Below are 25,427 nucleotides of genomic sequence, written 5' to 3' on the forward strand. Positions count from 1 at the left end.
GGGCGCGGTCAGCTGGGGTCGGCCGGTGCCGGCGCCGGACGGGTGAGCAGCCACGCCACCCACATGCCCAGGATGTACAGCGGCGCGCCCATGATGAGCCGGGTGGTCGCCAAGCCGGCCAGGCCCTGCTCCCCCATCAGGTAGAGCGGGACCTGGACGAGCAGGCGCAGCGCCAGGACCGAGATGATGACCCAGGTGCCGATCCGGTAGGCCTTGAGCCGGGCCGGGTGCTTGCGCCATTCCAGGCCCTCGTTCCGGATGAACCCGAACAGCAGGCCGGCGAAGGGCCAGCGCACCGCGATTGAGATGGACATCGCCAGGATGTATCCGAGGTTGGTGAAGAACCCCAGGACGTAGAAGTCTTCGGCCTTGCCGGTGGAGTTGGCGAGCCAGGCGGACAGACCGACGCCGGCAATGCCGGCCAGCGCCTGCGTCAGCGGTTTGCGCTGGACCAGCCGCACGACAGTGAACACCGCGGCCACCGCCAGGGCACCGACCAGCGCGGGCGGAAGCTCCCGGGTGATGGTGAAGGCGATCAGGAAGACCAGACCGGGAAGGATGCTTTCGGCGATGCCCTGGACGCCGCCTGCGCTTTTGAGCACATCGATGTTGCCGTTGCTGGTACGGTGCAGGCCGGCCTTGGCGGCGTAGCCTTCGGCGAGCTGCGCCACCGTGGGCTGGGCCGCCGCGGGCTCGGCCGCCGTGGGCTCGGCCGCCGTGGGCTGGGGCGCGGGCCGCTGCGGGTCGTCGGGGGTGCTCATTGTTCCTCCAGGCGGGACAGGATTTCATAGCGCGGGTTGAACATGGTGGGCAGTCCGTCGCGCACCGTGACCATCCCTTCGAGCCGGAGCTCCAGGCCGGCCTTCACGCCCGGGATGCGGCGCCGGCCAAGCCAGACCACACGCAGCCGGTCAGCTGCTGCCGCGGGACGCCGGCGCCGGTCCCCGGCCGGGGCGGCCTGGGCGGCGGCCGGCGCGGTGCGGGCCCGGGGCGCCGGGGCGTCGTGGTCCGTGATGATGGCGGTGAAGGCGGCGACTTCCCCGGCCGGGGCATAGGTCACGGATTCGATGAAGCCACGGCACTGCACCCGCCCGCGTTCGGGCAGCCCGCGCACCGGAACGGCGTCGGCAGGCTTCCTGCCGGGGGCATCAACCAATCTGGGTAATCTCCGGTCCGCGTTCGGGCTGCTCGAATTCGGGGGTGTCCTGCGGGGCGGCGACGCCGGTGTCCCTGGGAAGCCGGAGCTGCAGCAGTTCCCGGGGCGGCATGGGGCTCTCGCCGCGGACCACGACGATCTGCCGGAACAGGTCCTCCAGCCCGGCGGCCGCGCTGCGGTCCAGGGCGGCCTCGCCGCCGAGGACGCCGCGGAGGAACCAGCGCGGACCGTCGACGCCGATGAACCGGGCGACGCGGTAGCCTTCGCTGCCGTCGCCGGCGGGGAGCTTCGCAACCAGCTCGATGCCGAAGTGGCCCTCGATTTCATCGACCTGGCCGCCCTGGCTGCCGACAGACTGGCCGATCTGTTCCCGGATTTCGTCCCACAGGCCCTCGGACCGGGGTGCGGCGAACGCCTGCAGCTGCAGGCTGGAGCCCTCCAGGTCCATGGTGACGGCCACGACGCGCTGGGTGGCTTCCTCGACCTCGAGCCGGAGTTGCAGGCCCTCGCGCGGTGCGATCAGCAGGGCGCCGAGGTCGACGTAGCCGTCCTGGTTCTCAATTTCCGACACGTCGAAGGGGCCGGCGCCGCGCCGGGTCTCCGCCGGTTCAGCGGCGGCCGCGGACTCCGGGAGGTCGGCGCTGTCCGTTGGCTGCTCCTGCTTGGCTTTCTTGCCACGCCCAAAAACCATGGGTTGTCTCCTTAGTTGTGATCCTGCTCGGGGCGCCGGGCCGCCGCGTATCGGTGGCCGGCCGGTCGGGTTCTAGACCCCGGGGGCGCCGGTCCCGGCAGGGCCGAAGCCGCCGGTCGAGCCGAAGCCGCCGCCGCCGCGGACCGAAGCGCCAAGCTCCTGCACGGCGACAAAGCGGGCGTACTCCACGCGCTGGATGACCATTTGTGCAATTCTATCGCCGCGCCGCAGTTCGATGGCCTTCTCGCGGTCGGTGTTCAGCAGGGTCACGGCGATCTCGCCGCGGTAACCGGCGTCGACGGTGCCCGGTGCGTTCACGACGGTCAGGCCGTGCTTGGTGGCCAGGCCGGACCGCGGATGGATCAGCGCGACGAAGCCGTCGGGAAGGGCAATCGAGACCCCGGTGGGCACCAGCCGCCGCTCCCCCGGCTGGAGCACGACGTCCTCGCGGGCGCGCAGGTCTGCGCCGGCGTCGCCGGGGTGCGCGTACGACGGCGGCTCCAGGCCGTCGTCGAGCATCTTCAGCTCCACCGTCAGGGTGGGGGTCCCGTAGGCGGCTGCGGGGCCTGCCGGCGGGGTGGTCACGGCGGTGGTTTCTTCAGTCACAGTTCCCCACTGTAACGCCCGGGCAACGGAACGTCCTACCGCGGGAGGACGGCGCCAAGGGCCCCGGGACGGCCGCACGTTGCCGGACGCCCGCGGCGGGGCGGTGCCGAGGTGAAATGGCCCCGGAAACGTGGAAAGCTGGGTCCATGCCCGAATCCAGCGCGTCCGTTCCCGCGTCCAGCAGCAGCCCCCACGACGCTTCCGTCGTCTTCCGCGAGAAGCTCTGGCCCAGTTTCTGGATCTGGCTGGTGGCGGCCGGACTCTCCGGCGCTGGCATCCTCGTGTTCGCGCCGATCAGCATGGCCGCCGGGGTCACCGCCGCCGTCGTGCTCTTTGCGATCCTTACGGTGCTGCTGGTGCTCTCGACGCCGTCCATCACCGTCACCGCGGAGACGCTGCGCGTCGGGCGGGCGAGCATCGAGCGCCGCTTCGTGGGCTCCGCCGAGGCGTTCCGCGGTTCCGACGCCACCGCAGAGCGCGGCACCCGGCTCAACGGACTGGCTTTCATGTGCATCCGGGGCTGGATCGATCCGGTGGTCCGGATCGAGATCACCGACCCCGCGGACCGCACCCCGTACTGGCTGGCTTCCTCCAGGCACCCGGACGAACTGGTCGCCGCGCTCTCCCGCTGAGTTCCCGGCGCCGGGCGCCGCAGGTGCGCCCTCCGGCCTAGCCCTCGCAGTCCTTGCAGTACTTCAGTCCGTCCTTTTCGCGCGCGATCTGCGAGCGGTGCCGGACCAGGAAACAGGACGCGCACGTGAACTCGTCTGCCTGCGCCGGCAGAACCCGCACCAGCAGTTCCTCGCCGGAGAGGTCCGCGCCGGGGAGCTCATAGCCTTCGGCGAGTTCCGTCTCATCTTCATCGACCACCGCGGAAGGCTTATCCGTACGCCGCGCCTTCAGTTCCTCGATGGAGTCCTCGTTGAGTTCTTCCTCAGTCTTGCGCGGCGCATCGTAGTCTGTCGCCATTACTTGTTGCTCACACTCCGCAGTTGTTGGGTTGGTTCGCCGTTCCGGGTCCTGCGGCGCCTGGTAGCTCCGACCGGCCCGGGCCGGTTCACCGATGTCAACGCCGGGCAGCGGCTTTTTGTGCCCGGCGTCGGGTCATTTTTACGCACATGCCCGCCCGGGCGCCAGAGGCCAGTGGCGGCGGCTTCCGGGACCCCACTGCGGACGGTCCAGGAGCCCGCCCGGGTGGCCGCCCGGTGGCCCGCCCGGGCCGGAAAGTCGCGGAAAATCACGGCGCGCCCTCCGTCCTAACCCGAAAAGGTGCCTATCGGTGGCAGAGTTTCGAATGTTAGTAATGCCAGGGTGGAGGATTTGTATGCAGGATCTACGGCTTGTAGGCGTCCACGACGACGGGGAGCATCTCCTGGTCAGTGGCACCGGCGGCGAGATGTTCCAGCTGCCGATCGACGACGCGCTCAGGGCTGCCGCCGCGCGGAGCACGGCCAAGGCCGCGCCCGCCGCGGAGCCTATTGCGCTGTCCCCGCGCGACATCCAGTCCCGGATCCGCGCCGGCGCCACCGCAGCGGAGGTCGCCGCCCTGTCCGGCCTGCCGCTGGCGAAGGTGCAGCGCTACGAGGGCCCGGTGCTCGCCGAACGCGAGTACGTGGCCCAGCAGGCGCGGAAGATCGAGGTGGCGTCCCCGTCCGCGGGCCACGACAGCTACCGGTCCTTCTTCGGCGACCAGCCCGCGGCCCTGGAAGAGATGGTTGTTCACCGGCTGCGGGCCCACGGCATCGACCCGGCCACGGTGGAGTGGGATTCCTGGCGCCGGCCCGACGGCAGCTGGAACGTGGTGGCCCGCTTCGAGGCCCCATCCGGCGCGCACGCCGCCATCGGCGAAGAACCGCCGGCGATGTGGACCTTCAGCCCCGCCCGCAAATCCCTGCAGAACGCCAACCGTTGGGCCCAGCAGCTCAGTGAACTGGAGCCGATGGACGGCCCGGTGCCGGCCCGCCGGCTCTCGGCGGTCTCGGACCGGCCCTTTGATTTCGAAACCGACGCCGAGGCAGCCGCGCGCGGCGCCGCGGCGCAGCCGAGTACCTCCCAGCTCAGCGTCGTCCAGCCGGGCAGCCAGCAGGACAAGGACGCGGACGGCCTGCTCGATATGCTCCGCTCCCGCCGCGGCCAGCGCCTGGGCCTGGACGAGGACGCGGACGATGCGCTGGCGATGCTGCTGACCAACGGCGTCCCCGCCGCCCACCCGCGGCCCTCCGAAGTGCCGGCGCTGGAAGAAGACGACGACCTGGACGAATCCGACGATGCTGCCGAGGCGGGCCCCGCCGACGCCCCGGAGGCGGAGGACGGAACCGATGACCGAACCGAGGACCAGGAGCAGGCGCCGGCGGCCGCCGTTGAGCCGCACGCGCTTCCCGGCCCCGATGCCTTCACCCGGCGCCGCGACGCGCGCCCTTCGATGTTGTCCCGCCTGAGCCTGGCGCCCCGGCACCAGGAGAACGACGACGCGCTGAAGCTGCACGACGGGGTCAGCACCGAAACCCGGGAGATCACCATCGCAGCCTCGCAGCTGCGGCCGGTCCGGTCCGGCCCGACGTCGAGCCCGGGCCTGGACGAACTGCTGGGCGGTGGCCCCTCCCGGCAGACCCGTCACGGCTCTTCCGCCGCCGCCCGCGGCGACGACGCCCGCTCTGAGGCTGCACGCCCTGAACGGGAGACCGAGGCGCCGGAACGCCAGCCCTCCCGACCGAAGCGCTCCAGCGTCCCGAGCTGGGACGAAATCGTTTTCGGCACCCGCAGCGACTAGCTGGCTGCCCCCGCCGCCGGTCAGCTCTGCACCACCCGGTCAGTTCGGCGCCGCCCGGTCAGGTCGGCGCCGCCCGGCTTGATTTACTTGGCCGCGTTCTTCCCGCCGGCTTTCGACCGTGTTTTCGACCCGGCTTTGGCTCCCCGGGTTTTTCCTTCCGCGCTGAAGCACAGCAGCGGCACTTCGCGTTCGGCCTTGGTCAGCGAGCCGTGCTGGCCGACCACCTCCATGGCCCGGGCCGGGACCCTGCGGGTGTCGTAGAACGCCAGGGCGTCGCGGGCGGCGATCATGACGTCGCCGATCCGGCCGCCCACCCCGTCGCGGAGCGGGCCGAACAGGCCGGCCGCAAGGGCGTCGGCCTTGGTGAAGGCCCAGATCCGGTCCCCGAAGCGCGCCCGCCAAGCGTCCAGCAGCCGTTGCGCACCGGCGCCGTCCGTTCCATCTTCCAGGTAGAGGTGCACCATCCGCGGCTCCCCCGCGGTGTGCCGGACGCCGGCGGTCAGCGCCGGGTCGGCGGAAAAATCGATCCGCTGTGATTCCGGCACATCGAGCATGCCGTGGTCCCCGGTGACCATCACGGTGGTGCCGGGCGGGAGGGTGGCGTTGAGCCGCCGCACGGTGGCGTCGAGTTCCTCGAGCTGGTGTTCCCACTGCGGTGACTGGCAGCCGTGGCGGTGCCCGGCTTTGTCCAATTCGTGGATGTAGAAGTACATCAGCGACCGTTCGGCGCCGGCCATAGCTTCGGCCGCCGCCGCGGTACGGGCGTGCGAGGTGGTGCCGGGCAGGAAGCGGCCGCCGCGCAGGGCGGCGCGGGTCATCGCCGAGCCGCTGAACCTGGGCAGCCCGACGGTCGTGACATCCACATGCCCGGCCGCGCGTTCGAACACCGTGGGCAGCGGCTGCCACGTTTCCGGGTCCACGCCCTCGTCCCAGTTGCCGAGCATGTTGACCACGCGGTCCTGCTCCGGGTCGAGGACGTCGTAGCCGACCATGCCGTGCTGCCCGGCGGGTACTCCGGTGCCGAAGCTGGCCAGCGAGGCGGCAGTGGTGGACGGGAAGGCGGCGTCGAGCCAGACCGGCACGGCGCCCTGGCCGGCCTGCACCACCGAACGCAGGAACGGCGTGTGGGCGGTCTTTTGCTTCAGCAGCTGGCGGCCCAGTCCGTCGGTCAGGACCACGCAGACGTGCCGGGCGGCGGGCAGGTTCAACCGGTTCTCGAAACCGGGGACGCCCAGGCTGGCGGCGGCGCTGACGAGGACTTCGGCGATGGAGCGCTCCCCGTAGGCGGGCGGCGCGGGCAATCCGGCGGTCGCACTATCCGGGGTGGCGGGTGCCTGGGACGAGGCGGCGCGGACCGGCCCCATCAGCGCTGGTGGCCGCGGCTGAGGCGGTTGCCGAAGACGCCGGGGCGGGGGCGCTGCGGCAGGGTGGAAGTCCCGTGCGGGGCGGGCGCGGTGGAGCCGGTGTTCACGGCCCGGAGCGCGCGGGCGAACAGCTTGGCGTCCTGGACGGCCTGCAGTCCGTCCGCTTCGGCGCTGATCCGGAGCACAATGTCCTCCTGCGCGATGGTGCCGCTGTAGCCGTGGTCCGCCTCGCACTGCGGGTCCCCGCAGCTCGCCGGGCCCATGTCGAGGCGCTGGCCGCCGGACCAGGCGATGGACAGGGTCAGTTCACGGACCGGGTCCGAGGGCTTGTAGTCCTGCGGCTGGGCATAGACGTAGCTGAGCACGACGGAGCGGATCTGCGTCACGGGGACGGACTCGGTGGAGACCTGCGCGACGATCTGCTCGCCGGCTTCGTCCAGTTGCTGGTCATCGACGTGGGTGATGACGAGCATGTCCTCGGTCAGAACCAGGACGGTGATGTGGCGGCGCACCTCGGCACGGTCGAAGTGCGTTTCCAGGTGCACCAGGTGCGCCACGCAGTCGCGGCCGTCCAGCGCGTCGGCGACGACGTCGGCCACCAGCCGCGGGTAGAAGCCGGCCTGCTGGAGGGCGCCCTCCAGGCTCTGGCCCTGCGCGCTGTGGTCGTGCAGCCCGTGGTGCGGTGAGCCGTTGCGGCCGGGGACCGATGCGCGGGGCTGGGGTGCTGGGGGCTGGGAGGTCATGGCTTCCATTTTCACAGATCGGCTAGGGAGTTGCTAACCGCGCCGGGGTCCCCGGCGGCTCAGCTGCGCATGGCGCGCCGTGCCGTGTCGGTCCGTTGGGCCGCGTTGGCGATCCGGACGTCGGCGGCGAGGATGACGGCGCCGTCCGGCCCGGCGAGCACCGGGTTGAACTCGACCAGGGCGATTTCCGGGTGGTTGTCCTTGAGCCGGGTCAGCCGGGCCGCGAGGTCTTCCAGCGCGGCGACGTCGACGGCGGGCAGGCCCTGGTAGCCGAAGAGCTTGCGCGAGGCGCGCGGGGCGCGGATGAAGTCGCGGACGTCGGAGCCGGAGAGCGGCGGGACCCGGTGGGCCCAGTCGTCGAGCAGGTTGACCGCGTCGCCGGCCAGCCCGAACGAGACCACCGGGCCCAGGAGCGGATCCTCGATGGCGCGGAAGGTGCACGCCTGACCCACCGGGGCCATGGACTGCACCTCCAGGGACGGCGAGCCGTAGCGCTGCAGCGACCGGCGCATCTGGACGATGTTGCGGCGCAGCGAATCGGCGTCCTGGATGTCGAGGCGGACCCCGCCCAGGTCCAGGCGGTGCCGGAGGGCCGGGTCCGTGGTTTTCAGCGCCACCGGCCAGCCCAGCCGGTCGGCGGCCGCCACGGCCTGGTCCTCGTTCTCGAACCCCTCGGATGCCAGCACCCGGATGCCGTACCGGCCCAGCAGCTTCGCCGCGGCGGCAGGCTCCAGCCGGACCAACTGCTCGCCGCCGACCGGCCGGAGCAGCTCCTCGAGGTCCTCGTGCGCGGCTTCGGGGTCGCAGCCGTCGGGCTCCACGAACAGGCCCTGGTCGCGGACAACCCACTGGGCGTAGCGGACCACCGCGGCGAGGGCGGCGACGGCGGCGCCGGGGTTCGAGTAGCAGGGCACGCCCGGGGCCGGATCTGCAGCGGCCGGTTCCGGGGCGTTGTCCCCGGCGGCGCCCTCCCCCGCGGCGGCGCCGACCATGCCCTCCACGTAGATGGAGGGGTCCAGGATTCCGGTGAAGGCGGCGACGACCGGCTTCCCGGCGGCGGCCGAACACTCGGCCAGCACCGCGCCGATCTTTTCCACCGTCAGGCCGCGGGCGGGCAGCAGGGCCACCACGACGGCGTGCACCGATTCAATCGTCAGCGTCTCCTGCAGGCTGCGGCGCAGGGCCGGGAGCGCCCGGGACATGCCGGTGTCCAGGTCGACGTCGGCCACGACGCGCTCCACGCCCAGGCCTGCCGCGGCGGCGCTGTCGGCCACCACTTTGCCGAGCGCGCTGGAGTTGCTGAACACGGCGACTCCCGGGCCCTGCGGCAGCGGCTGGCTGGAAACGATCTGGGCCACGTCCATGAGTTGTTCGATGGTTTCGACCCGGATCACCCCGGCCTGGCGCATCATCGCATCGAGGGCCTCCGGCGGCGCCAGGGTGGTGCGGACGGCGTGGCCGGGCGGCAGGTTCAGTCCCATCGCGTCGGATTTGGCCACGATCACCGGTTTGGTCCGGGCCAGCCGCCGGGCCAGCCGGGAGAACTTGCGCGGGTTGCCGATCGATTCGAGGTAGAGCCCGACGGCGGTGGTGTCCGGGTCGTCTTCCCAGAACTGCATCATGTCGTTGCCGGAGACGTCGGCACGGTTGCCGGCCGAGAGGAAGGTGGACAGGCCCACCCGGCGCCGGCTCGACGCCGCGTAGAGCGCGACGCCGATCGCCGCCGACTGGCTGAACAGGCCGAGACCGCCGCGGCGGGCCAGGGAAGGGGCCATCGAGGCGTTCAGGGAGACGGCGGGATTGGTGTTGACGATCCCGAGCGAGGCCGGGCCGATGACGCGCATCCCGTTGGCGCGGGCCTGGCGGACGAGGTCGCGTTGCCGGGCAAGACCGCGTTCGCCGTCGTCCGCGTACCCGGCGGTGGCCACCACAATGCCCTTGACGCCGGCTTCGCCGCATTCCTGGACCACCTTGGGCACCTCGTCGTACGGGACGGCGATGATGGCGAGGTTGACCGGGCCGGGGACGTCGGAGAGCTTGGCGAAGGAGAGCATGCCGGCCAGCTCAAGGGCCTCGGGGTTGATCGCGTAGACCGGCCCGGTGAAACCGCCCTCAATGATGTGCTCGAGCAGTTGGTAGCCCACGGTGCCCCAGGTGCGGCTGGCCCCGATCACCGCCACCGACGACGGCGCGAGCAGTTCCTGGATACTGCGCGCCTCGGCACGGTGTTCGCGGGACTCCATCACGGCGCGGGACTTGTCCGTGGGATCGATGTTGAACTCGAGGCTGACGACGCCGTCATCGAAATGCCGTTTGACGTCGTAGCCCGCGTCCGAGAACACCATCAGCATCTTGCGGTTCTCCGGGAGCACCTCGGCGCTGAACTTGCGGATCCCGTTTTCCCGGGCCGCAGCGGCGAGGTGTTCGAGCAGGATCGAGCCGATGCCGCGTCCCTGGTGCGCGTCGGCGATGTTGAAGGCCACCTCGGCCTCCGCCGGGTCCTGCAGCCGGTCGTAGCGGCCGATGCCGATGATGTCACCGCCGATGGTGATCACCAGCGCCACCCGGTCCTTGTAGTCGACCTCGGTGAAGCGTTTGAGTTCCTTGGCGGAAAGTTTGGACTTGAACGCGAAGAAGCGCATGTAGATGGACTTCTGCGACTGGCCGACGTGGAAGGCCTGCACGGCGTCCGAGTCGGCAGGGTGGATGGGGCGCAGGTGCGCGGTCCCGCCGTCGCGCAGCACGACATCGGCTTCCCAATGTTCCGGATATACGCCGTCCAGGGGCTGATCCACCATAGGCTTAGCCTAGCCATAAACTTGCGCAGTACCCGTTCAGCACCCCCGCAGAAGGACCCACCAGCCTCATGGCACGCCGCCAAACCACGCCCCCGGCAGGGGAAGCCCAGGATATTCACGAGAACATCGTCGATATCGACGTCACTTCCGAAATGGAAGGTTCGTTCCTGGAGTACGCCTACTCGGTGATCTACTCCCGGGCGCTGCCGGACGCCCGCGACGGGCTGAAGCCGGTGCAGCGGCGCATTCTGTTCATGATGAGCGAAATGGGCCTGCGCCCGGACCGCGGCCACGTCAAGAGCGCCCGCGTGGTGGGCGAGGTCATGGGCAAGCTGCACCCGCACGGCGACACCGCCATCTACGACGCGATGGTCCGGATGGCGCAGGACTTCTCCCTGCGGCTGCCGCTGATCGACGGGCACGGCAACTTCGGCTCGCTCGACGACGGACCGGCCGCCCCGCGGTACACCGAGGCGCGGCTCGCGGCGGCGGCGCTGACCCTGACGGACCACCTGGACGAAGACGTGGTGGACTTCGTCCCCAACTACGACAACCAGCTGACCCAGCCGGAGGTGCTGCCGGCGGCGTTCCCGAACCTGCTGGTCAACGGCGCCACCGGCATCGCCGTCGGCATGGCCACGAACATGGCCCCGCACAACCTCGGCGAGGTGGTCGCCGCGGCCCGGCACCTGATCGCGCACCCGGACGCCACCCTCGATGACATCATGAAGTTCGTTCCCGGTCCCGACCTGCCGACCGGCGGCCGGATCGTGGGCCTGGACGGGATCCGCGACGCCTACGCCACCGGCCGCGGGTCCTTCAAGACCCGGGCCAAGGTCGACGTCGAACAGCTGTCCGCCCGGCGCACCGGCCTGGTCGTCACCGAGCTGCCCTACATGGTGGGCCCGGAGAAGGTGATCGAGAAGATCAAGGACGCGGTCAACGGCAAGAAGCTGACCGGGATCAGCGACATCGTCGACCTCACCGACCGCAAGCATGGCCTGCGACTCGTGATCGAGCTGAAAAACGGCTTTAACCCGAACGCCGTCCTGCAGCAGCTCTACCGCTTCACGCCGATGGAAGACTCCTTCGGGATCAACAACGTCACCTTGGTCGACGGCCAGCCGCAGACCCTGGGCCTGCTGGAGCTGCTCACCGTTTACGTGAACCACCGAATCAACGTCGTCCGCCGGCGCACCGCGTTCCGGCTGGCCAAGAAGAAGGACCGCCTGCATCTGGTGGAGGGCCTGCTGGTCGCGATTGTCGACATCGACGAGGTCATTCAGATCATCCGCTCCTCCGATGAGGCGGCCGCGGCGCGGACCCGGCTGATGTCGATCTACGACCTGTCCGAAATCCAGGCCAACTACATCCTGGAACTGCGGCTCCGGCAGCTGACCAAGTACTCCCGGATCGAACTGGAAAAGGAACAGGACGAACTGCGCCGGGAGATCGCCGAACTGCAGGCCATCCTGGACTCCCCCGAGCTGCTGCGCGGGCTCGTGTCCGACGAACTCGGCGAACTCGCGGACAAGTACGGCACCCCGCGCCGGACCGTGCTGCTCGAATCCGAGGCGGTCTCCCCCAGGGTCGCCGCCCTCGCCGCCCCCGGCACCAAGGGCAAGGCCGCGCCGTTGGCCCTGGAAATCGCCGACGACCCCTGCTGGGCCATCCTGACCGCGTCCGGCCAGATCGCCCGCACCGCCAACCAGGACAGCCTCGCGGAGTCCGGGCCGCGGACCAAGCACGACGTGTTCCGCTCGGTGGTGAAGACCTCCGCCCGCGGTGAGATCGCGGCCGTGACCTCCCAGGGCCGGATGCTGCGGCTGCAGGTGATGGACATGCCCGTCCTGCCGCCGACCGCCGGAACGCCCAACCTGGCCGGCGGCGTCCCGGCCAAGGACTTCATCACCCTGCTCAAGGGCGAGAGCCTGGTGGCGTTTGCCCCGCTGGACCAGGTCCTTGCAATCGGCACCGCCCAGGGCGTGGTGAAGCGCGTCCAGCCGGACTACCCGCTCAACCGCGAGGACTGGGACGTGATCGCCCTCAAGGACAAGGACACCGTGGTGGGCGTGGAGCCGGCCGCGGGCGACGACGTCGAACTCATTTTCGTCACACGCCAGGCCCAACTGCTGCGCTTCAACGCCTCCGCGGTCCGGCCGCAGGGGCGCACCGCCGGCGGCATGGCCGGGATCAAGCTCGCCGCCGGGGACCGGGTGCTGCACTTCGGGACGGCCCGCTCCACCGACGACGCGGCCGTCGTGGTCACGATCGCCGGTACCGAAGGCGCCCTGCCGGGCACCGCCCCGGGCTCGGCGAAGGTGACGGCCCTGGCCGAGTACCCGGCCAAGGGCCGCGGCACGGCCGGCGTCCGGGCCCACCGTTTCCTGAAGGGCGAGGACACCCTGCTGCTCGCGTGGGCCGGCCACGGCCCCGCGAAGGCCTCCTCGCTGGCCGGGGTGGCGCGTTCCCTGCCGGTGGAGCACGGCCGCCGCGACGGGTCCGGTATTCCGCTCTCCCAGGCCGTCGACGCGATCGGCCCGAGCATGGCCTGGGCCGGGGAAGCCGCCGCTGAGGGCTGACCGGCCCCGTGCCCCGGCTGCCTCCTGGCCCGCCGTTGGGCGTCCGGTTGCCACAAATGGCCGCTAAGGCGTCGTCCTTAGCGGCCATTTCCGGCAAACGGAAGCACCGGCCGTTACGGCCCGCCGCCCGTTCCTACATACCGGAATTGATGTTCAGGATGTTGCCCTCGCTATCGAGGAACCAGGCGGCGGAGCTGCCGTCGGGGAGGGTGGCGATGCCGTCCTCGGTCTTCAGCCCGGGGAAGTCGTACTCCTCGAAGACGACCCCGGCGGCCCGGAGCTCGGCGACGGCGGCGGACACGTCCGGCACCATCCAGCCCATCTGGGTATTCTTCGCGGTTCCGGCGTTGGAGGTCTGGTACACCAGGAACCGGCTGCCGGAGCCGCAGGTGTACTGGAGGTTATCCTCGGCGCCGGGGTTGTCGGGTTCGAGGCCGAGTTTGTCGCGGTAGAAGTCGCGGGCGCGGGCGATGTCCGCGGCCGGCAGTACGGCGCCGACCGGCTGGTCTTTGAGCATGGTGATGTCCTTTTCCAGGCCCTTCCCCCGGCTGGAATTTTACTCCTTCGCCTAGACTGCTGACATGCCTATCGCGCCCGATTACAAGGACTGGACCTGGGTGCTGTCGCGGCCGTGCCCGGAGTGCGGCTTCGACGTCTCCGCCTGCACCCCCGCCACGGCCCCCGGGAAGCTGGCCAGCATGCTGCCGCGCTGGCGCGCGGTGCTGCGCCGGCCGGACGTGGCTGACCGCCCGGACGCGGACACCTGGTCCCCGCTGGAGTATGCCTGCCACGTGCGGGACGTGTTCACGCTCTTCGACCACCGCCTGGGCCTGATGCTGACCCGGGACGATGCCCGCTTCGACGACTGGGACCAGGACCGCACGGCCATCGAGCAGGATTACCAGAGCGCTGACCCGGCCGAGGTCAGCGCCGCGCTGACGGCCGAAGGCGAGCAGATCGCCGCGTCGTTCGGCTCCGTCCCCGAGCAGGACTGGGGCCGCAAGGGTACCCGCAGCAACGGCTCCGAATTCACGGTCCTGACCTTCAGCCAGTACTTCCTCCACGACGTCGTGCACCACCTCCACGATGTGGACGGATAAGGCGTGGAGGGATAAGGCGGCGGCTGAGCGGCGCTACAGCTCCTTGTCCCAGGCTATGCTGCGGTTGACCGTCGTGTACCCCAGCTTCGTGTACAGCGCGAGGGCCCCGGTGGGGTTTTCCGAGTCGACGTCGAGCGAGGCCTTATCCATGCCGGCCGCGGCGAAGCGGCGCATGGCCTCCGCCAGCAGCGCCTGGGCGATACCGCGGCCCCGGTACTGCCGCCGCACCCCGAGCAGGTCCGTGTAGCCCTCCTTAAAGCCGCGCTCTGCGGAGATCTCCGCATCATGGCTGGCCAGCTGGTACCCGGCGACCTGGCCGCTCGCGGTGTCCACGACGACGCAGCTCAGGTCCGGCCGCGCCTGCGGATCGTTCACGACGAACCCCCAGGCCTCCTCATCGCGGGGCTCGCTGCCCCAGTGGTCGCGGAACGCGTCGTTGTGGGCCTGCCGCACCGGCTCGTGCAGCCGCGGGCCGAAATCCACCAGCTGCAGTCCGTCGTCGAGCCGGTGCGCGGGCAGGGGCCCTTCCAGCGGCCGGTGCATCTCGTTGTAGTAGCGGACCACCCGGTACCCGCGGCGGGTAAAGAGCCGGGCCTGATGGGCGTGCTGTTCCTCGGCGTGGAGGCGCAACCTGGGGCCATCGGCCCGCTCCGCCGGGGCCCCGGAATCCGCTGCCCGGGCCGCGTCCTCGGCGAACCGCTGCCGGGTCCGCGCCTCCAGCCAGGCCAGCACACCGCGTCCGACGCCGCTGCCCTGCCATTCGGGGTCCACGCAGCCGAAGCCGACGGCCTTGTTCCCGCCGGGGTTCTTCGTGAGCCGGCCGTAGGCCCGGACCGTTCCCTGCCGGTCAAAGCCCAGGATGCTGTTCTCGGTCGGAGGGTTCTTCTGTGAGGCCAGGATCTGTGCCAGGTCCTCCCGGCGCTCAAACCAGACGGGTCGTTCGACGGCGGCGGTCCGGGCGATCAGGGCCGCCCAGGCGTCCAGGTCGTCCTCGCCGGCCGGCCGCCAGGCCAGGCGGGAGTCGAGAGCGGTGCGGGGATCGTCGGCGTGCGGGGTGGTCATCGGATCAGGCTAGCGGCGCGGCTAGCGGCGCGCCAGCACCGGGGGCCCGTGGATGTCCCGGGCCAGGTCAAGGTCCAGCCGGGAGTCCTCCGGGCTGATGTCCTCCGGGTTGTGCGTCACGAGCACGACGGTTCGGCCGGCCAGGCCGCGCCGCAGCTCGGCCAGCATGCTCCGGCCCGCTTCGGCGTCCAGGTGGGCCGTGGGCTCGTCGAGCAGGATGACGTCCGCGCCGGTCATCAGTGTCCGGGCCACTGCCAGGCGCTGGCGTTCGCCGCCGCTGAGGAACGCTCCGCCCGGGCCGATGGGGGTATCAAGGCCGCGGTCGAGCCGGCGCAGCAGGGGCTCCAGGCCGACGGCGGAGAGCGCGGCGGTGCACTGTGCCTCGAGCTCCGCACCCGCGCCGCGTCCCGAGCCTGGCACCCCCAGCATCAGGTTCCCGCGGATGGTGGAGTCGAAGAGGTGCGCCTCCTGCGGGCACCAGGCCGCTCCGCCGGTGAGCCGGAGGCGTCCCCCGGCAACCGGCAGGAAGCCGAGCATGACCGCCAGCAGGGTGGACTTTCCGGATCCGGAGGCTCCGGTGACGGCCAGCCAGCGGCCGGGTTCGGCACGGGCGGACAGGCCGGTGAAGACGGCCGGGCCGCCGGGCCACGCCGCCGCCAGGTCCTCGAGCTCCAGTCCGGGCCGTCCGCCGGGCCGCGGGGGCACCGGAACCGGGCCGCCGGCCGTTTCGTCGGATTCCCGGCCGAGGACGCCGGAGCCTGCAATCCGGGCGAGGACGGAGCGCAGCGCCGGGTACTGCCGCACCGCCGTCGTGATGGCCGCGTACGGCTCCACCAGCGCCAACTGCAGCAGCACGACGACGGCGACGGTCTCCGGTTCCACCGCTCCGGCCAGGGCCAGCGGCGCGGCGAGGACCGCGCTGGCCAGGGCCGCGGCGCTGCAGGCCAGTACGGTCAGTCCGTGGCCGAGCCCCTCGGCCAGCGCAGAACGCTGCGAGGCGGCCGTCGCGGCCCGGTCGGCACGGTGGATGGCGGCCAGCACCGGTCCCGCCACCCCGTTGGCATGCAGCTCGGCCCGGGCGTCCAGGGCGGCGGCGACCTGCCGCAGCACGCCGGAGCGGAGCTGCTGCTCGGCGCGGGCGGACATCCGGTCCGCCAGCAGCGCCAGCGCCGGTGCCACGGCAAGGCTGACGGCCGCGGCGGCGAGCACGGCCGGCAGGGCTGCCGGCAGCAGCAAGCCGACGCCGGTGACCGCGGCGGCGCCCACGGCCACGGCGGTGAGCGGGGGCAGGACAACGCGCGGGAGCAGTTCGCGGACGGTGTCGACGTCGTCGACCACGGTGCCGAGCACGTTGCCGCCCTGCAGCAGCCGCCGCAGGGAGAGGGCCCGGCGGCTTAGCGATTCCCAGAGCCGGCCGCGGAGCCGGGTCAGGGCAGTGAAGACGGCATCGTGCAGGAGCAGCCGTTCGGCATAGCGCAGGACGGCCCGGCCGACGCCGAAGAAGCGCACCCCCACGATCGCCGTCAGCAGGTACAGGATGGGAGGCTGTTCGCTGGCCCGCAGGATCAGCCAGCCGGAGAGCCCCGACAGGGCGACCGCGAACAGGGCAGCCAGCACGCCCACGGCACCGGCCGCGGCAAACTTACCGGACACCGGGGCCAGCAGCCGGCGCAGCCGCCCGGCCGCCCCCGCCACGGGAGGCACCCCGGCATCACCGGCACTTCCGGCACCACCGGTGGCACGGCTTGCATCGGTGCCATCGCTAGCATCTGCGCCACCGGCAGCAGCACCGGCAGCAGCGGGAACGGACCCGGCGCCGGAGGTCGCGGGCGCCGTGCCGGTACGGGCCGGCGCTTCACCGCCGGGAGGCGGCGCTGACGTGCCAGCGGCCGGCTCCGCGCCGATGGCCACCAGCCGGTCTGCGAGTTCCCGGGTCCGCCGGTCATGGGCGACCAGCAGCACGGTGGCCTTGCCGCGCAGGTCCCGGAGGGCGGCGCTGACGGCGTCGGCGGAGGCGCGGTCCAGGTGCGCGGTGGGTTCATCCAGCAGCAGGACGGTGGCGCCGGCCCTGAGCCGGGCCAGGCCCCGGGCCACCGCGACCCGGCGCAGCTCCCCCGGGCTGAGTTCGGCGGGGTGCTTTGCGGCCAGGTGCGCGGCGGCGCAGGCAGCCAGGCATCCGCGGGCGGCCGCGTCCTGCGCCGGTGTCGGGCCCTCCGGAACCCCCAGGTAGAGCAGCACCTCCGCCAGCACCGTGGGCCGGACCATCACCGGGTGCTGCGGCACCCACGCCAGGTCTGCCGCGGTGTAGCCCTCCACCCGGCCGCTGATCCCGGTGCCGGCGCCGGCACCGATGGTGCCGGCCAGGACGCCCAGCACGGTGCTTTTGCCGGCCCCGCTGGGGCCGTCCAGGGCCGTGATCCCGCCCGGGACGGCGGTGAAGCTCAGCGGCCCGACGGCGGATCCGGTGCGCCCGGCGTAGCGGACGGCGAGGTCCCGGACCGTGACCGCCGGCGGTGCGCCCGCGCCCTGCCGTGCCGGCCCAGCCACACCCTGCCGGCCCGGACCCGACGGCGGCAGCGGCGTGGCCTGCGGCGCGTCCAGTACCTCCGTGGTGTCGGCGAGCGCCGCGCGGCCCTCGTCGCTGGCGTGGTGCGCGGTGCCGAGTTCGCGCAGCGGCAGGTAGCAGTCGGGCGCCAGGATCAGGGCCAGCAGTCCGGCTTCGAGTGCCATGTCCCCGTGCACCAGCCGCACGCCGATGAAGACGGCCACCACGGCGACGGAGATGGTGGCGATCAGTTCCAGGGCCAGGGCGGAGAGGAAGGCGGTGCGCAGGGTGCCCATGGTCCTGGCGCGGTACTGCTCGGAGATGTCCTCCAGGGCCTTGCGCTGCGCGGTGGCGCGGCCCAGCCCGACCAGGACGGGAAGGCCCTTGGCGAGTTCGAGCATGTGGCCGGAGAGCCGGGACAGCGCGGACTGCGCCTCCCGCACCTTGTCCTCGGTGTGGCGGCCGATAAGGATCATGAACAGCGGCACCAGCGGAACGGTCAGGACGATCACGACGGCGCTGATCCAGTCGGCGAAGAGGATCCTCGCGCCGAGCAGCAGCGGGATGGCGGCGCAGTTGACCAGGGCGGGCAGGAACTGGGTGTAGTAATTATCCAGCGCGTCCAGGCCGCGCGTGGCGAGCACCGCCAGGCCGCCGTCGGCCGGCCCGGCGCTCCGGACGCCGGTGTGCAGGGCACGGTCCAGCAGCTGCGAGCGCAGTTCCTCCTTGACCCCGAGCGCGGCGCGGCGGGACGCGACCGCCTGAGCCCAGACGGTGAGCGCCCGCAGCACCGCCCCCGCCAGGCCCCAGACCAGCTGCTCCGCCCACGCCGGGTTGTGGGCCATCAGGCCGGCGAGCATGGCGGCGACGGCCTGGCCCATCAGTACCAGGGAAAGGGCCTTCAGGGCCGCGAGCAGCCCCAGCAGGTATAGCGCGGAGCGGGTGGCGGGGCCGGCGGGGAACTGCGGTCGCATCGGCAGCTAGTCTTTCGACGCCAGCACGCGCGACGCGATCGCGGGGAGGAAGCTGTGCGCCTCGGGGATGTGGGCCGCGCTGACCCGGCGCCGGAACACCCAGTAGGTCCAGGCCTGGTAGGCCAGCACCAGCGGCAGGCCGATGCAGGCCACGACCGTCATCAGGCCCAGCGTGTAGTCGGAGGAGGAGGCGTTGGCGACCGTCAGGCTGAAGTCCGGGTTGAGGGTCGAGGGCAGCACCACCGGGAACGCCGCCCCGAAGATCGAGGCGCTGCCCAGCAGCAGGAAGGCGCCGAGGGACAGGAACGCCCGGCCTTCGGCGCCGCGGCGGCCGAAGAACCACGCCAGGGCGGCCGCGGCGACGGCGACGACGACGGCGGCCCAGGTCCAGGCCTTGCCGCTCTGCAGCTGCAACGCCACCGCCCAGCCGGCGATCGGCAGGAGCAGCACCGGCAGCAGCCGGACAAACCACTGACGTGCCCGGTGCCGGACGTCGCCGTCGGTCTTCAGCGCCAGGAACGCCAGTGCGTGCAGCAGCGAGAAGCCGACGACGGCCAGCCCGCCGAGCACCGCGTAGGCGCTGAACCAGGCGAAGGGGCCGCCGTCGCGGTCGCCGTTGGCGTTCAGCGGCAGGCCCGTCGTGGTCAGGGCCAGGGCGGCGCCGACGCCGAAGGCGGCCACCAGGGAGCCCAGGACGATCGCCCAGTCCCAGCGCGCCCGCCACTGCGGGGTATCGACCTTCCCGCGGTATTCGAAGGCCACGGCCCGGAAAATCAGGGCCACCAGGACCAGCAGCAGCGGCAGGTAGAGCGCGGAGAACAGGGAGGCGTACCAGAGCGGGAAGGCCGCGAAGGTGGCCCCGCCGGCGGTCAGCAGCCACACTTCGTTGCCGTCCCAGACCGGGCCGATGGTGTTGAGCAGTACTCGGCGCTCGGTGTTGTTCCGGGCGAAACCCTTCATGAGCATTCCGACCCCCAGGTCGAAGCCCTCCAGGAAGAGGTAGCCGGTCCAGAGCACCGCGATGGCGATAAACCAGATGGTGGGAAGCAGTTCCATGCTGAAAGTCCTCTGCAGCTCGTTCGAAGGGGCCGGTTAGTAGGCGAAGGCCAGGACGTCGTCGGCACCGGGCTTGCCGGGGCCTCCGCCGGGGGTCTGGTCCTCGTTCTCGTCGGCGGGGGCGTGCGCGAGCTCCGGCATCGCCGAGGCGACCCCGCCGCGGACGTACTTCACCAGCAGCTTCACCTCGACCACCAGCAGCACCGCGTACACGGCGGTGAGCACCACCAGCGACGTCAGCAGCTCCCCCGCGGAGACGCCCGGGGAGACGGCCGCCGCGGTGAACATGAAGACCTGGTCGATGCCACTGGGGTCCGGATTGGGTGCGACGACGAAGGGCTGCCGGCCCATTTCGGTGAAGATCCAGCCGGCGGCGTTGGCGCCGAAGGGGGCCAGGATGCCGAAGACGGCCAGCCGCATCAGCCCGCGGGAGGCCGGGACGGTCCCCTTGCGGGTCAGCCAGAGGGCGGCGAGGGCGGCGAGGGCGGCAACACCGCCGAAGCCGATCATCATCCGGAAACCCCAGTAGGTGACCTCCATGACCGGGACGTACTGTATTTCCTTGCCGGCGCGGTCGCCATAGATCGGGTTGTCCGGCAGGTGCGTGCCGTAGTCGGCCTTGTACTGGTCCAGGAGGCTGTTGACGCCCCTGACCTCGGTGGTGAAGTCGCCCTCGGCCAGGAAGGACAGCAGGCCCGGGACCTCGATCACGGCGACGACGTCGTCGCAGTTCTTGGAGCCGACGTTGCCGACGCTAAGGATGGAGAAGCCGGTGCCGTCGTGGCAGGCCGCCTCGGCGGCGGCCATCTTCATCGGCTGCTGGTCGAACATCAGCTTGCCCTGCAGGTCGCCGGTGACGGCAGTCCCCGCGAAGGAGATCATCGCCACGACGGCGCCGATCCGCAGCGAGCGGATCCAGACGGCGTGGTCCGCCCGGTCCCGGCCGGGGATGTCCGAGGAACCGGGGACCACCCTGCCGTCCGGGCCGACGGTGTCCGTGCCGTCGTGCCGGCGGCGCCACAGGTGGTACCAGGCGATGCCGAGCAGGAAGGCCCCGGCGACGGCGAGGGCGCCGAAGAGGGTGTGCGGCACCGCGACCAGGGCGGTGTTGTTCGTGAAGACGGCCCAGGCGTCGGTCATTACCGGCCGACCGTCGATCATTTCAACGCCGACCGGGTGCTGCATCCAGCTGTTGGCCACGATGATGAAGTAGGCGGAGAAGACGGATCCGATGACGGCGATCCAGAGGCAGGCCAGGTGCACGGCGGGCTTGAGCTGCTTCCAGCCGAAGATCCACAGCCCCAGGAAGGTGGATTCAACGAAGAAGGCCAGCAGCGCTTCCATGGCCAGCGGCGCGCCGAACACGTCGCCGACGAAGCGGGAGTACTCGCTCCAGGCCATGCCGAACTGGAATTCCTGGACGATGCCGGTGGCCACGCCCATGATGAAGTTGATCAGGAAGAGCTTGCCCCAGAACTTCGTCATCCGCAGATATTCGGGCCGGCCCGTGCGGTGCCAGAGGGTCTGGATCACCGCCACCACCAGGCCCAGGCCGATCGTCAGCGGCACCATCATGAAGTGGTAGACGGTGGTAATGCCGAATTGCCAGCGTGCAATTTCCAAGGCGTCCAAGGCAGTCCCTTTGGCTAGGTTCCCGAGAGATTTCTACAGTGCGTAGAACACTTACTTCTACAGAGTGTAGAACAACTGCGCACCGTCCCGCATCCCAGCGTGGCACGGCCCGCTGCGGCCTGCAATGATGTCCCCGGCCCCGCCGGCGACACGCCCGGCGCCCCTGTTCTACCTCATGTAGAAAGTGCGTCGAAAAAGCGGTAAATTTAATCCGTAGTATTCACCAACTTCCCGGCGGCCGTGCCGCCCGGGCGGCATTGACGAAGGACGTACGGAATGGCAAGTCTCGGCGAACTGGAACGGGCAGTCATGGACCTGCTCTGGGCGAGCCAGGAGGCTGCAACGGCGAACACCCTGCGGGACCTGCTGGCGCAGAGCACCCGGTCCGCTGGCGGCACCGCCGGTCACGAGGGCAAGGACCTGGCCGTGACCACCGTGCTGACCGTCCTGTCCCGACTGGAGCGCAAAGGCCTCGTCGAGCGTGAGCGCGGCACCCGGCCGCACCGCTACCAGGCCGTCTCCAGCCGGGCGGACCACACCGCGGAACTCATGCACGAAGTGCTCGGCTCCGCCCCGGACCGCGAGGCCGTACTGGCCCGCTTCATCGGCTCCGTGACGGCCACCGAGGCCGAAACGCTGCGCAAGCTCCTGGGCCACAGCTAGCAGCGGATGTTCTGGACCTCATACTTTCTGGCGGTCCTGGCGATAGCACTGGCGTGGCCGGTGCCTATCCTTCTTTCCCGCGCCCAATGGCCGGCCCGCTCGCCGTTCACGGCAATGCTGCTCTGGCAGGCCATCGCCCTCGCCGGCGGCCTCTCCATGATCGGGGCCATGCTGGTCTACGGCCTGGAACCGATCGGCGACAACCTGCTGGCGGGCCTGAAGTCGCTGGCCGGAATGGTGTTCCGCAACGAGCCGACCACGGCGCTGGGCTTCTGGCACATCTTCGCCCTGTCCGCCGCCGCGCTGCTGAGCGCGCACCTGGTGTTCACCCTGCTGCTGACCTACTACAAGATCCAGCGGCAGCGGCGCCGGCACCGCGAACTGCTCGCGCTGCTGGCCTCCCCCTCGGCGGACGCTGCCCGGACCATGGTGATCAACCATGACTCGCCCGTGGCGTACTGCCTGCCCGGCGGGGCCCGTTCCGTCACCGTGCTCTCGGACGGCCTGATGGCTGCCCTTGCCCCGGACGAACTGCGGGCCGTGCTGAGCCACGAAAACGCGCACCTGAACCAGCGCCACCACCTGCTGCTGTGGGCCTTCGCCGCGTGGCGGCAGGCCCTCCCCTGGCTGCCCACGACCCGGCTGGCCCAGGAGGCGGTCAACTCCTTGATTGAAATGCTGGCCGACGACGTCGCCCTGAAGACCGAGAGCAAGGCCACCCTGATCAAGGCGATCGCGATCGTGGCCAGCGGCTCGACGGCCGCCCCTGGCGCACCCGCGGCCCGCATGGCCTTCGGTCCGGCGGAGTCCGACGGCGGCCAGCCCGGCGCCACCGGCGGTGCCGGTGCCCTGGTGACCACCGCGTCCCGGGTCAGCCGGCTGCTCTCGCCGCAGCCGCCGCTGCCGGAGGCGCTTCGCTACGCCGTCCTCGGCGCCTGCGTCCTTTTGCTGGCCGTGCCCACCGCGCTGCTGATCGTTCCGGGCCTGCTCGGCTAACCCGTGGCCCGGCCCAGGCTGGTAAGACCCGTCAGGCGTCGATCCGCTCCCGGTCCAGGCTGGCCGCCCCGGCGATGATGAAGTCCTTGCGCGGCGCCACGTCGGAGCCCATCAGCAGGTCGAAAATCTCCTCGGCCTGCTTGGCGTTCTCGATCCCGACCTTGCGCAGGGTGCGGTGGCGGGGATCCATGGTGGTCTCGGCGAGCTGCTCGGCGTCCATCTCGCCCAGGCCCTTGTAGCGCTGGATGGGCTCCTTGTAGCGCTTGCCTTCCTTGGCGAGCCGGCCAAGCAGCGCGTGCAGCTCCGCCTCGGAGTAGGTGTAGATCATCTCGTTGGCCTTCTGGCCGGCGTTGATGACCTCCACCCGGTGCAGCGGCGGCACGGCCGCAAAGACCCGGCCCTCGTCGATCATCGGGCGCATGTACCGGAAGAACAGGGTCAGCAGCAGAGTGCGGATGTGGGCGCCGTCGACGTCGGCGTCGGTCATCAGGATCACCTTGCCGTAGCGCGCGGCGCCGATGTCAAAGCTGCGGCCCGATCCGGCCCCGACCACCTGGATCAGGGCGGCGCACTCGGCGTTGGAGAGCATGTCCCCCACCGAGGCCTTCTGGACGTTGAGGATCTTGCCGCGGATCGGCAGCAGCGCCTGGAAGTCCGAGGAACGGGCGAGCTTGGCGGTGCCGAGCGCCGAGTCGCCCTCGACGATGAACAGTTCCGAGCGTGCGACGTCGTCGGTGCGGCAGTCCGCCAGCTTGGTCGGCATCGAGGAGGTCTCCAGCGCGTTCTTGCGCCGCTGCGTCTCCTTGTGCACCCGCGCGGAGATCCGCGACTTCATCTCGCTGACGACCTTCTCCAGCAGCAGCGCCGACTGGGCCTTGTCGTTGCGGTTGGAGGAAGTGAGCTTGGCGTTGATCTCCCGCTCGACGACCTTGGCCACGATGGCGCGGACCGCCGAGGTGCCCAGGATCTCCTTGGTCTGGCCCTCGAACTGCGGTTCGGCGAGCCGGACGGTCAGCACCGCGGTGAGGCCGGCGAAGATGTCGTCCTTTTCAATCTTGTCGTTGCCGGCCTTGAGCTTGCGGGCGTTCGCCTCCACCGCCTTGCGGAAGGTCTTGACCAGGGCCTGCTCGAAGCCGGACTGGTGCGTGCCGCCCTTGGGGGTGGAGATGATGTTGACGAAGCTGCGCACGGTGCTGTCGTAGCCGATGCCCCAGCGCAGCGCCACGTCCACCTCGCAGTCCCGTTCCACCTCCGCCAACTGGCTGTGCCCCCGTTCGTCCAGGACCGGGACCGTCTCCTTGAACTTGCCGGCGCCGTGGAGCCGCCAGACGTCGGTGACCGCCGGGTCCGCGGCGAGGAACTCAACAAACTCGGAGATGCCGCCATCGTGGTGGAAGACTTCCTCGTGCGGGCCACCTTCGCCGGGGGTACCGGGCATCCTGCGCTCGTCGCGGACGGTGAGCTTCAGCCCGGGCACCAGGAACGAGGTCTGCCGGGCGCGGGAGACCAGTTCGTCATAGGAGAACTTCGCGTCCGGGGTGAAGATCTGCCGGTCGGCCCAGTAACGGATCCGGGTGCCGGTCACGCCGCGCCTGGCCTTGCCGACGACGTCGAGCACCGATCCGTCGATGAACGGTTCGAACACCGCGCCCGGGTCGGGCCGGGTCCCCGGGTCCTTGAAGCGGCCCGGTTCGCCGCGGCGGAAGGACATCTTGTAGGTCTTGCCGCCGCGGTCCACTTCGACGTCCAGCCGGGAGGACAGCGCGTTGACCACCGAGGCGCCGACGCCGTGCAGGCCGCCGGAGGCGGTGTAGGAGCCGCCGCCGAACTTACCGCCGGCGTGCAGCTTGGTGAAGACGACCTCGACGCCGGTGAGCCCGGTCTTGGGTTCGACGTCGATCGGGATGCCGCGGCCGTCGTCGTGGATTTCCACGGAATTGTCGGCGTGCAGGATGATCCGGATGTCGTGGCCGAAGCCGGCGAGGGCTTCATCGACCGAGTTGTCGATGATCTCCCAGAGGCAGTGCATGAGCCCGCGGGAGTCGGTAGACCCGATGTACATGCCCGGGCGCTTGCGGACGGCCTCGAGGCCCTCCAGCACGGAGAGGTGCCGGGCGGTGTAATCAGAACTTGGTGCCACGGGTTGGAAACTCCTTCGGGATGGAACGTGGAGACGCTCTTCCTAGGTTAGTCGGCCAGCCGGCCGCCGCCCGGTTGCCACTCCCCTGCGGCTGCCGGAGGGGCCCGGCCGTTACTGAGCCGTGATACGCGGACAGCGAAAGTGTCCCATCCTTGCCATGGAACGGCGGCGAATGCTGGTTATATAGATGTACCGAACTACCAAGGAGGCCGAACATGACAACAGCAGTTGCGGACCGCACACTCACCACCGTTGACCGGTGCGATCGTTGCGGAGCCCAGGCATACGTCCGGGTTGTTCTCGAAGCCTCCGGCGGCGAGCTTCTTTTCTGCGCACACCACGCCCGGGCTGTCGAGCCGAACCTTCGGCCGCTCAGCTCCGACTGGCACGATGAGACCGCCCGTCTCCACGAGAAGGAGCCGGTCGCGGCCGACTAGGACGCAGACATAAGAAGGACCCCCTCCGATGCGGAGGGGGTCCTTCTGCTTTAAGCCCGGGACCGCCGGTCGTAGCCGCGCGCTCCTAAACGCACGATGCGGGGCCACCGTG

General features: G+C 70.8%; 21 protein-coding genes. 7 read left to right on the top strand and 14 right to left on the bottom strand.

Annotated features, from left to right (window positions below; all coding sequences use genetic code 11):
- Positions 1–8: 8 nt before the first annotated feature.
- From ASG71_RS12960 to dut, 4 genes are all read right to left on the bottom strand, one after another.
- Positions 9–761, bottom strand: a complete 753-nt coding sequence (locus ASG71_RS12960; RefSeq protein WP_056739832.1) for a DUF3159 domain-containing protein — start codon at positions 759–761, stop codon at positions 9–11.
- Complete coding sequence (locus tag ASG71_RS12965) at positions 758–1,156, bottom strand: hypothetical protein (protein WP_056739834.1); 399 nt, start codon at positions 1,154–1,156, stop codon at positions 758–760. Before ASG71_RS12965 ends, ASG71_RS12960 begins: the two co-directional genes overlap by 4 nt.
- Positions 1,149–1,847: a DUF3710 domain-containing protein gene (locus ASG71_RS12970; protein ID WP_056739836.1), complete on the bottom strand. Its 699-nt coding sequence runs from the start codon at positions 1,845–1,847 to the stop codon at positions 1,149–1,151. The genes ASG71_RS12965 and ASG71_RS12970 overlap by 8 nt, the downstream gene beginning before the upstream one ends.
- Positions 1,848–1,919: 72 nt before the next feature.
- Entirely contained in the window at positions 1,920–2,453 is a 534-nt protein-coding gene (gene dut / locus ASG71_RS12975; protein ID WP_056739838.1) for a dUTP diphosphatase, read from the bottom strand.
- A gap of 146 nt (positions 2,454–2,599) precedes the next feature.
- On the opposite strand from dut, the gene ASG71_RS12980 reads away from it, so the two are divergent.
- The gene (locus tag ASG71_RS12980) at positions 2,600–3,085 is read left to right on the top strand and encodes a DUF3093 domain-containing protein (protein ID WP_056739840.1); all 486 of its coding nucleotides are present in this window, start codon (positions 2,600–2,602) and stop codon (positions 3,083–3,085) included.
- Positions 3,086–3,122: 37 nt separating this feature from the next.
- Here ASG71_RS12980 and ASG71_RS12985 read toward each other — a convergent pair whose 3' ends face one another.
- Entirely contained in the window at positions 3,123–3,422 is a 300-nt protein-coding gene (locus ASG71_RS12985) for a DUF4193 domain-containing protein (protein ID WP_056739842.1), read from the bottom strand.
- 355 nt (positions 3,423–3,777) lie between these two features.
- On the opposite strand from ASG71_RS12985, the gene sepH reads away from it, so the two are divergent.
- Positions 3,778–5,223, top strand: a complete 1,446-nt coding sequence (gene sepH, locus ASG71_RS12990) for a septation protein SepH (RefSeq protein ID WP_056739844.1) — start codon at positions 3,778–3,780, stop codon at positions 5,221–5,223.
- 83 nt (positions 5,224–5,306) lie between these two features.
- Here the strand turns inward: sepH and ASG71_RS12995 are convergent, their stop codons facing one another.
- Genes ASG71_RS12995 through ASG71_RS13005 form a run of 3 tightly spaced genes read right to left on the bottom strand, consistent with a single transcriptional unit; the run spans position 5,307 to position 10,128 of the window.
- Positions 5,307–6,587 carry an alkaline phosphatase family protein gene (locus ASG71_RS12995; protein WP_056739846.1) on the bottom strand — a complete coding sequence of 427 codons (1,281 nt, stop codon included), beginning with the start codon at positions 6,585–6,587 and terminating at the stop codon, positions 5,307–5,309.
- Complete coding sequence (locus ASG71_RS13000; RefSeq protein WP_056739848.1) at positions 6,587–7,330, bottom strand: DUF5998 family protein; 744 nt, start codon at positions 7,328–7,330, stop codon at positions 6,587–6,589. The genes ASG71_RS12995 and ASG71_RS13000 overlap by 1 nt, the downstream gene beginning before the upstream one ends.
- Positions 7,331–7,389: 59 nt before the next feature.
- On the bottom strand, positions 7,390–10,128 hold the full coding sequence (locus ASG71_RS13005) for a GNAT family N-acetyltransferase (protein WP_056739850.1): 2,739 nt from the start codon (positions 10,126–10,128) through the stop codon (positions 7,390–7,392).
- 68 nt (positions 10,129–10,196) lie between these two features.
- Between ASG71_RS13005 and ASG71_RS13010 the strand changes: the two genes are divergently transcribed.
- The gene (locus tag ASG71_RS13010; protein ID WP_056739852.1) at positions 10,197–12,710 is read left to right on the top strand and encodes a DNA topoisomerase (ATP-hydrolyzing) subunit A; all 2,514 of its coding nucleotides are present in this window, start codon (positions 10,197–10,199) and stop codon (positions 12,708–12,710) included.
- 133 nt (positions 12,711–12,843) lie between these two features.
- On the opposite strand, the gene ASG71_RS13015 is transcribed toward ASG71_RS13010, so the two are convergent.
- Entirely contained in the window at positions 12,844–13,227 is a 384-nt protein-coding gene (locus tag ASG71_RS13015) for a VOC family protein (protein ID WP_056739855.1), read from the bottom strand.
- 64 nt (positions 13,228–13,291) lie between these two features.
- Here ASG71_RS13015 and ASG71_RS13020 point away from each other — a divergent pair, with 64 nt between their 5' ends.
- A complete protein-coding gene (locus tag ASG71_RS13020; RefSeq protein WP_056739857.1) occupies positions 13,292–13,810 on the top strand; it encodes a DinB family protein in 519 nt (172 codons plus the stop codon).
- 33 nt (positions 13,811–13,843) lie between these two features.
- Here the strand turns inward: ASG71_RS13020 and ASG71_RS13025 are convergent, their stop codons facing one another.
- From ASG71_RS13025 to ASG71_RS13040, 4 genes are read right to left on the bottom strand one after another with little or no spacing between them, the layout of a single operon-like run.
- Entirely contained in the window at positions 13,844–14,872 is a 1,029-nt protein-coding gene (locus ASG71_RS13025) for a GNAT family N-acetyltransferase (protein ID WP_056739859.1), read from the bottom strand.
- A 21-nt stretch (positions 14,873–14,893) separates the two neighbouring features.
- Entirely contained in the window at positions 14,894–18,391 is a 3,498-nt protein-coding gene (gene cydD / locus ASG71_RS13030) for a thiol reductant ABC exporter subunit CydD (RefSeq protein WP_056739862.1), read from the bottom strand.
- 6 nt (positions 18,392–18,397) lie between these two features.
- Positions 18,398–19,447: a cytochrome d ubiquinol oxidase subunit II gene (cydB, locus tag ASG71_RS13035; protein WP_056739865.1), complete on the bottom strand. Its 1,050-nt coding sequence runs from the start codon at positions 19,445–19,447 to the stop codon at positions 18,398–18,400.
- A gap of 36 nt (positions 19,448–19,483) precedes the next feature.
- Positions 19,484–21,079 (bottom strand): cytochrome ubiquinol oxidase subunit I, encoded by a 1,596-nt coding sequence (locus ASG71_RS13040; protein ID WP_056739867.1) that lies wholly within the window; start codon positions 21,077–21,079, stop codon positions 19,484–19,486.
- Between the two features lie 276 nt (positions 21,080–21,355).
- Here ASG71_RS13040 and ASG71_RS13045 point away from each other — a divergent pair, with 276 nt between their 5' ends.
- Together ASG71_RS13045 and ASG71_RS13050 are read left to right on the top strand one after the other, a co-directional pair.
- Positions 21,356–21,742 (top strand): BlaI/MecI/CopY family transcriptional regulator, encoded by a 387-nt coding sequence (locus ASG71_RS13045; RefSeq protein ID WP_056739869.1) that lies wholly within the window; start codon positions 21,356–21,358, stop codon positions 21,740–21,742.
- A gap of 6 nt (positions 21,743–21,748) precedes the next feature.
- On the top strand, positions 21,749–22,738 hold the full coding sequence (locus ASG71_RS13050; RefSeq protein ID WP_056739870.1) for a M56 family metallopeptidase: 990 nt from the start codon (positions 21,749–21,751) through the stop codon (positions 22,736–22,738).
- 31 nt (positions 22,739–22,769) lie between these two features.
- On the opposite strand, the gene ASG71_RS13055 is transcribed toward ASG71_RS13050, so the two are convergent.
- Positions 22,770–24,878: a DNA gyrase/topoisomerase IV subunit B gene (locus ASG71_RS13055; RefSeq protein ID WP_056739873.1), complete on the bottom strand. Its 2,109-nt coding sequence runs from the start codon at positions 24,876–24,878 to the stop codon at positions 22,770–22,772.
- 215 nt (positions 24,879–25,093) lie between these two features.
- On the opposite strand from ASG71_RS13055, the gene ASG71_RS13060 reads away from it, so the two are divergent.
- Positions 25,094–25,315, top strand: coding sequence for a hypothetical protein (locus ASG71_RS13060; RefSeq protein WP_056739875.1), 222 nt, complete (start codon positions 25,094–25,096; stop codon positions 25,313–25,315).
- Positions 25,316–25,427 lie beyond the last annotated feature (112 nt).

The organism is Arthrobacter sp. Soil763 (genome assembly GCF_001428365.1).
Lineage (GTDB): Bacteria > Actinomycetota > Actinomycetes > Actinomycetales > Micrococcaceae > Arthrobacter.

What these genes read in the sequence shown, in the direction of transcription:
- ASG71_RS12960 (WP_056739832.1), bottom strand. Translation starts at nt 761, where the DNA reads ATGAGCACCCCCGACGACCCGCAGCGGCCCGCGCCCCAGCCCACGGCG.
- ASG71_RS12970 (WP_056739836.1), bottom strand. Translation starts at nt 1,847, where the DNA reads ATGGTTTTTGGGCGTGGCAAGAAAGCCAAGCAGGAGCAGCCAACGGAC.
- ASG71_RS12980 (WP_056739840.1), top strand. Translation starts at nt 2,600, where the DNA reads ATGCCCGAATCCAGCGCGTCCGTTCCCGCGTCCAGCAGCAGCCCCCAC.
- ASG71_RS12985 (WP_056739842.1), bottom strand. Translation starts at nt 3,422, where the DNA reads ATGGCGACAGACTACGATGCGCCGCGCAAGACTGAGGAAGAACTCAAC.
- sepH (WP_056739844.1), top strand. Translation starts at nt 3,778, where the DNA reads ATGCAGGATCTACGGCTTGTAGGCGTCCACGACGACGGGGAGCATCTC.
- ASG71_RS12995 (WP_056739846.1), bottom strand. Translation starts at nt 6,587, where the DNA reads ATGGGGCCGGTCCGCGCCGCCTCGTCCCAGGCACCCGCCACCCCGGAT.
- ASG71_RS13000 (WP_056739848.1), bottom strand. Translation starts at nt 7,330, where the DNA reads ATGACCTCCCAGCCCCCAGCACCCCAGCCCCGCGCATCGGTCCCCGGC.
- ASG71_RS13005 (WP_056739850.1), bottom strand. Translation starts at nt 10,128, where the DNA reads ATGGTGGATCAGCCCCTGGACGGCGTATATCCGGAACATTGGGAAGCC.
- ASG71_RS13010 (WP_056739852.1), top strand. Translation starts at nt 10,197, where the DNA reads ATGGCACGCCGCCAAACCACGCCCCCGGCAGGGGAAGCCCAGGATATT.
- ASG71_RS13015 (WP_056739855.1), bottom strand. Translation starts at nt 13,227, where the DNA reads ATGCTCAAAGACCAGCCGGTCGGCGCCGTACTGCCGGCCGCGGACATC.
- ASG71_RS13020 (WP_056739857.1), top strand. Translation starts at nt 13,292, where the DNA reads ATGCCTATCGCGCCCGATTACAAGGACTGGACCTGGGTGCTGTCGCGG.
- ASG71_RS13025 (WP_056739859.1), bottom strand. Translation starts at nt 14,872, where the DNA reads ATGACCACCCCGCACGCCGACGATCCCCGCACCGCTCTCGACTCCCGC.
- cydD (WP_056739862.1), bottom strand. Translation starts at nt 18,391, where the DNA reads ATGCGACCGCAGTTCCCCGCCGGCCCCGCCACCCGCTCCGCGCTATAC.
- cydB (WP_056739865.1), bottom strand. Translation starts at nt 19,447, where the DNA reads ATGGAACTGCTTCCCACCATCTGGTTTATCGCCATCGCGGTGCTCTGG.
- ASG71_RS13045 (WP_056739869.1), top strand. Translation starts at nt 21,356, where the DNA reads ATGGCAAGTCTCGGCGAACTGGAACGGGCAGTCATGGACCTGCTCTGG.
- ASG71_RS13050 (WP_056739870.1), top strand. Translation starts at nt 21,749, where the DNA reads ATGTTCTGGACCTCATACTTTCTGGCGGTCCTGGCGATAGCACTGGCG.
- ASG71_RS13060 (WP_056739875.1), top strand. Translation starts at nt 25,094, where the DNA reads ATGACAACAGCAGTTGCGGACCGCACACTCACCACCGTTGACCGGTGC.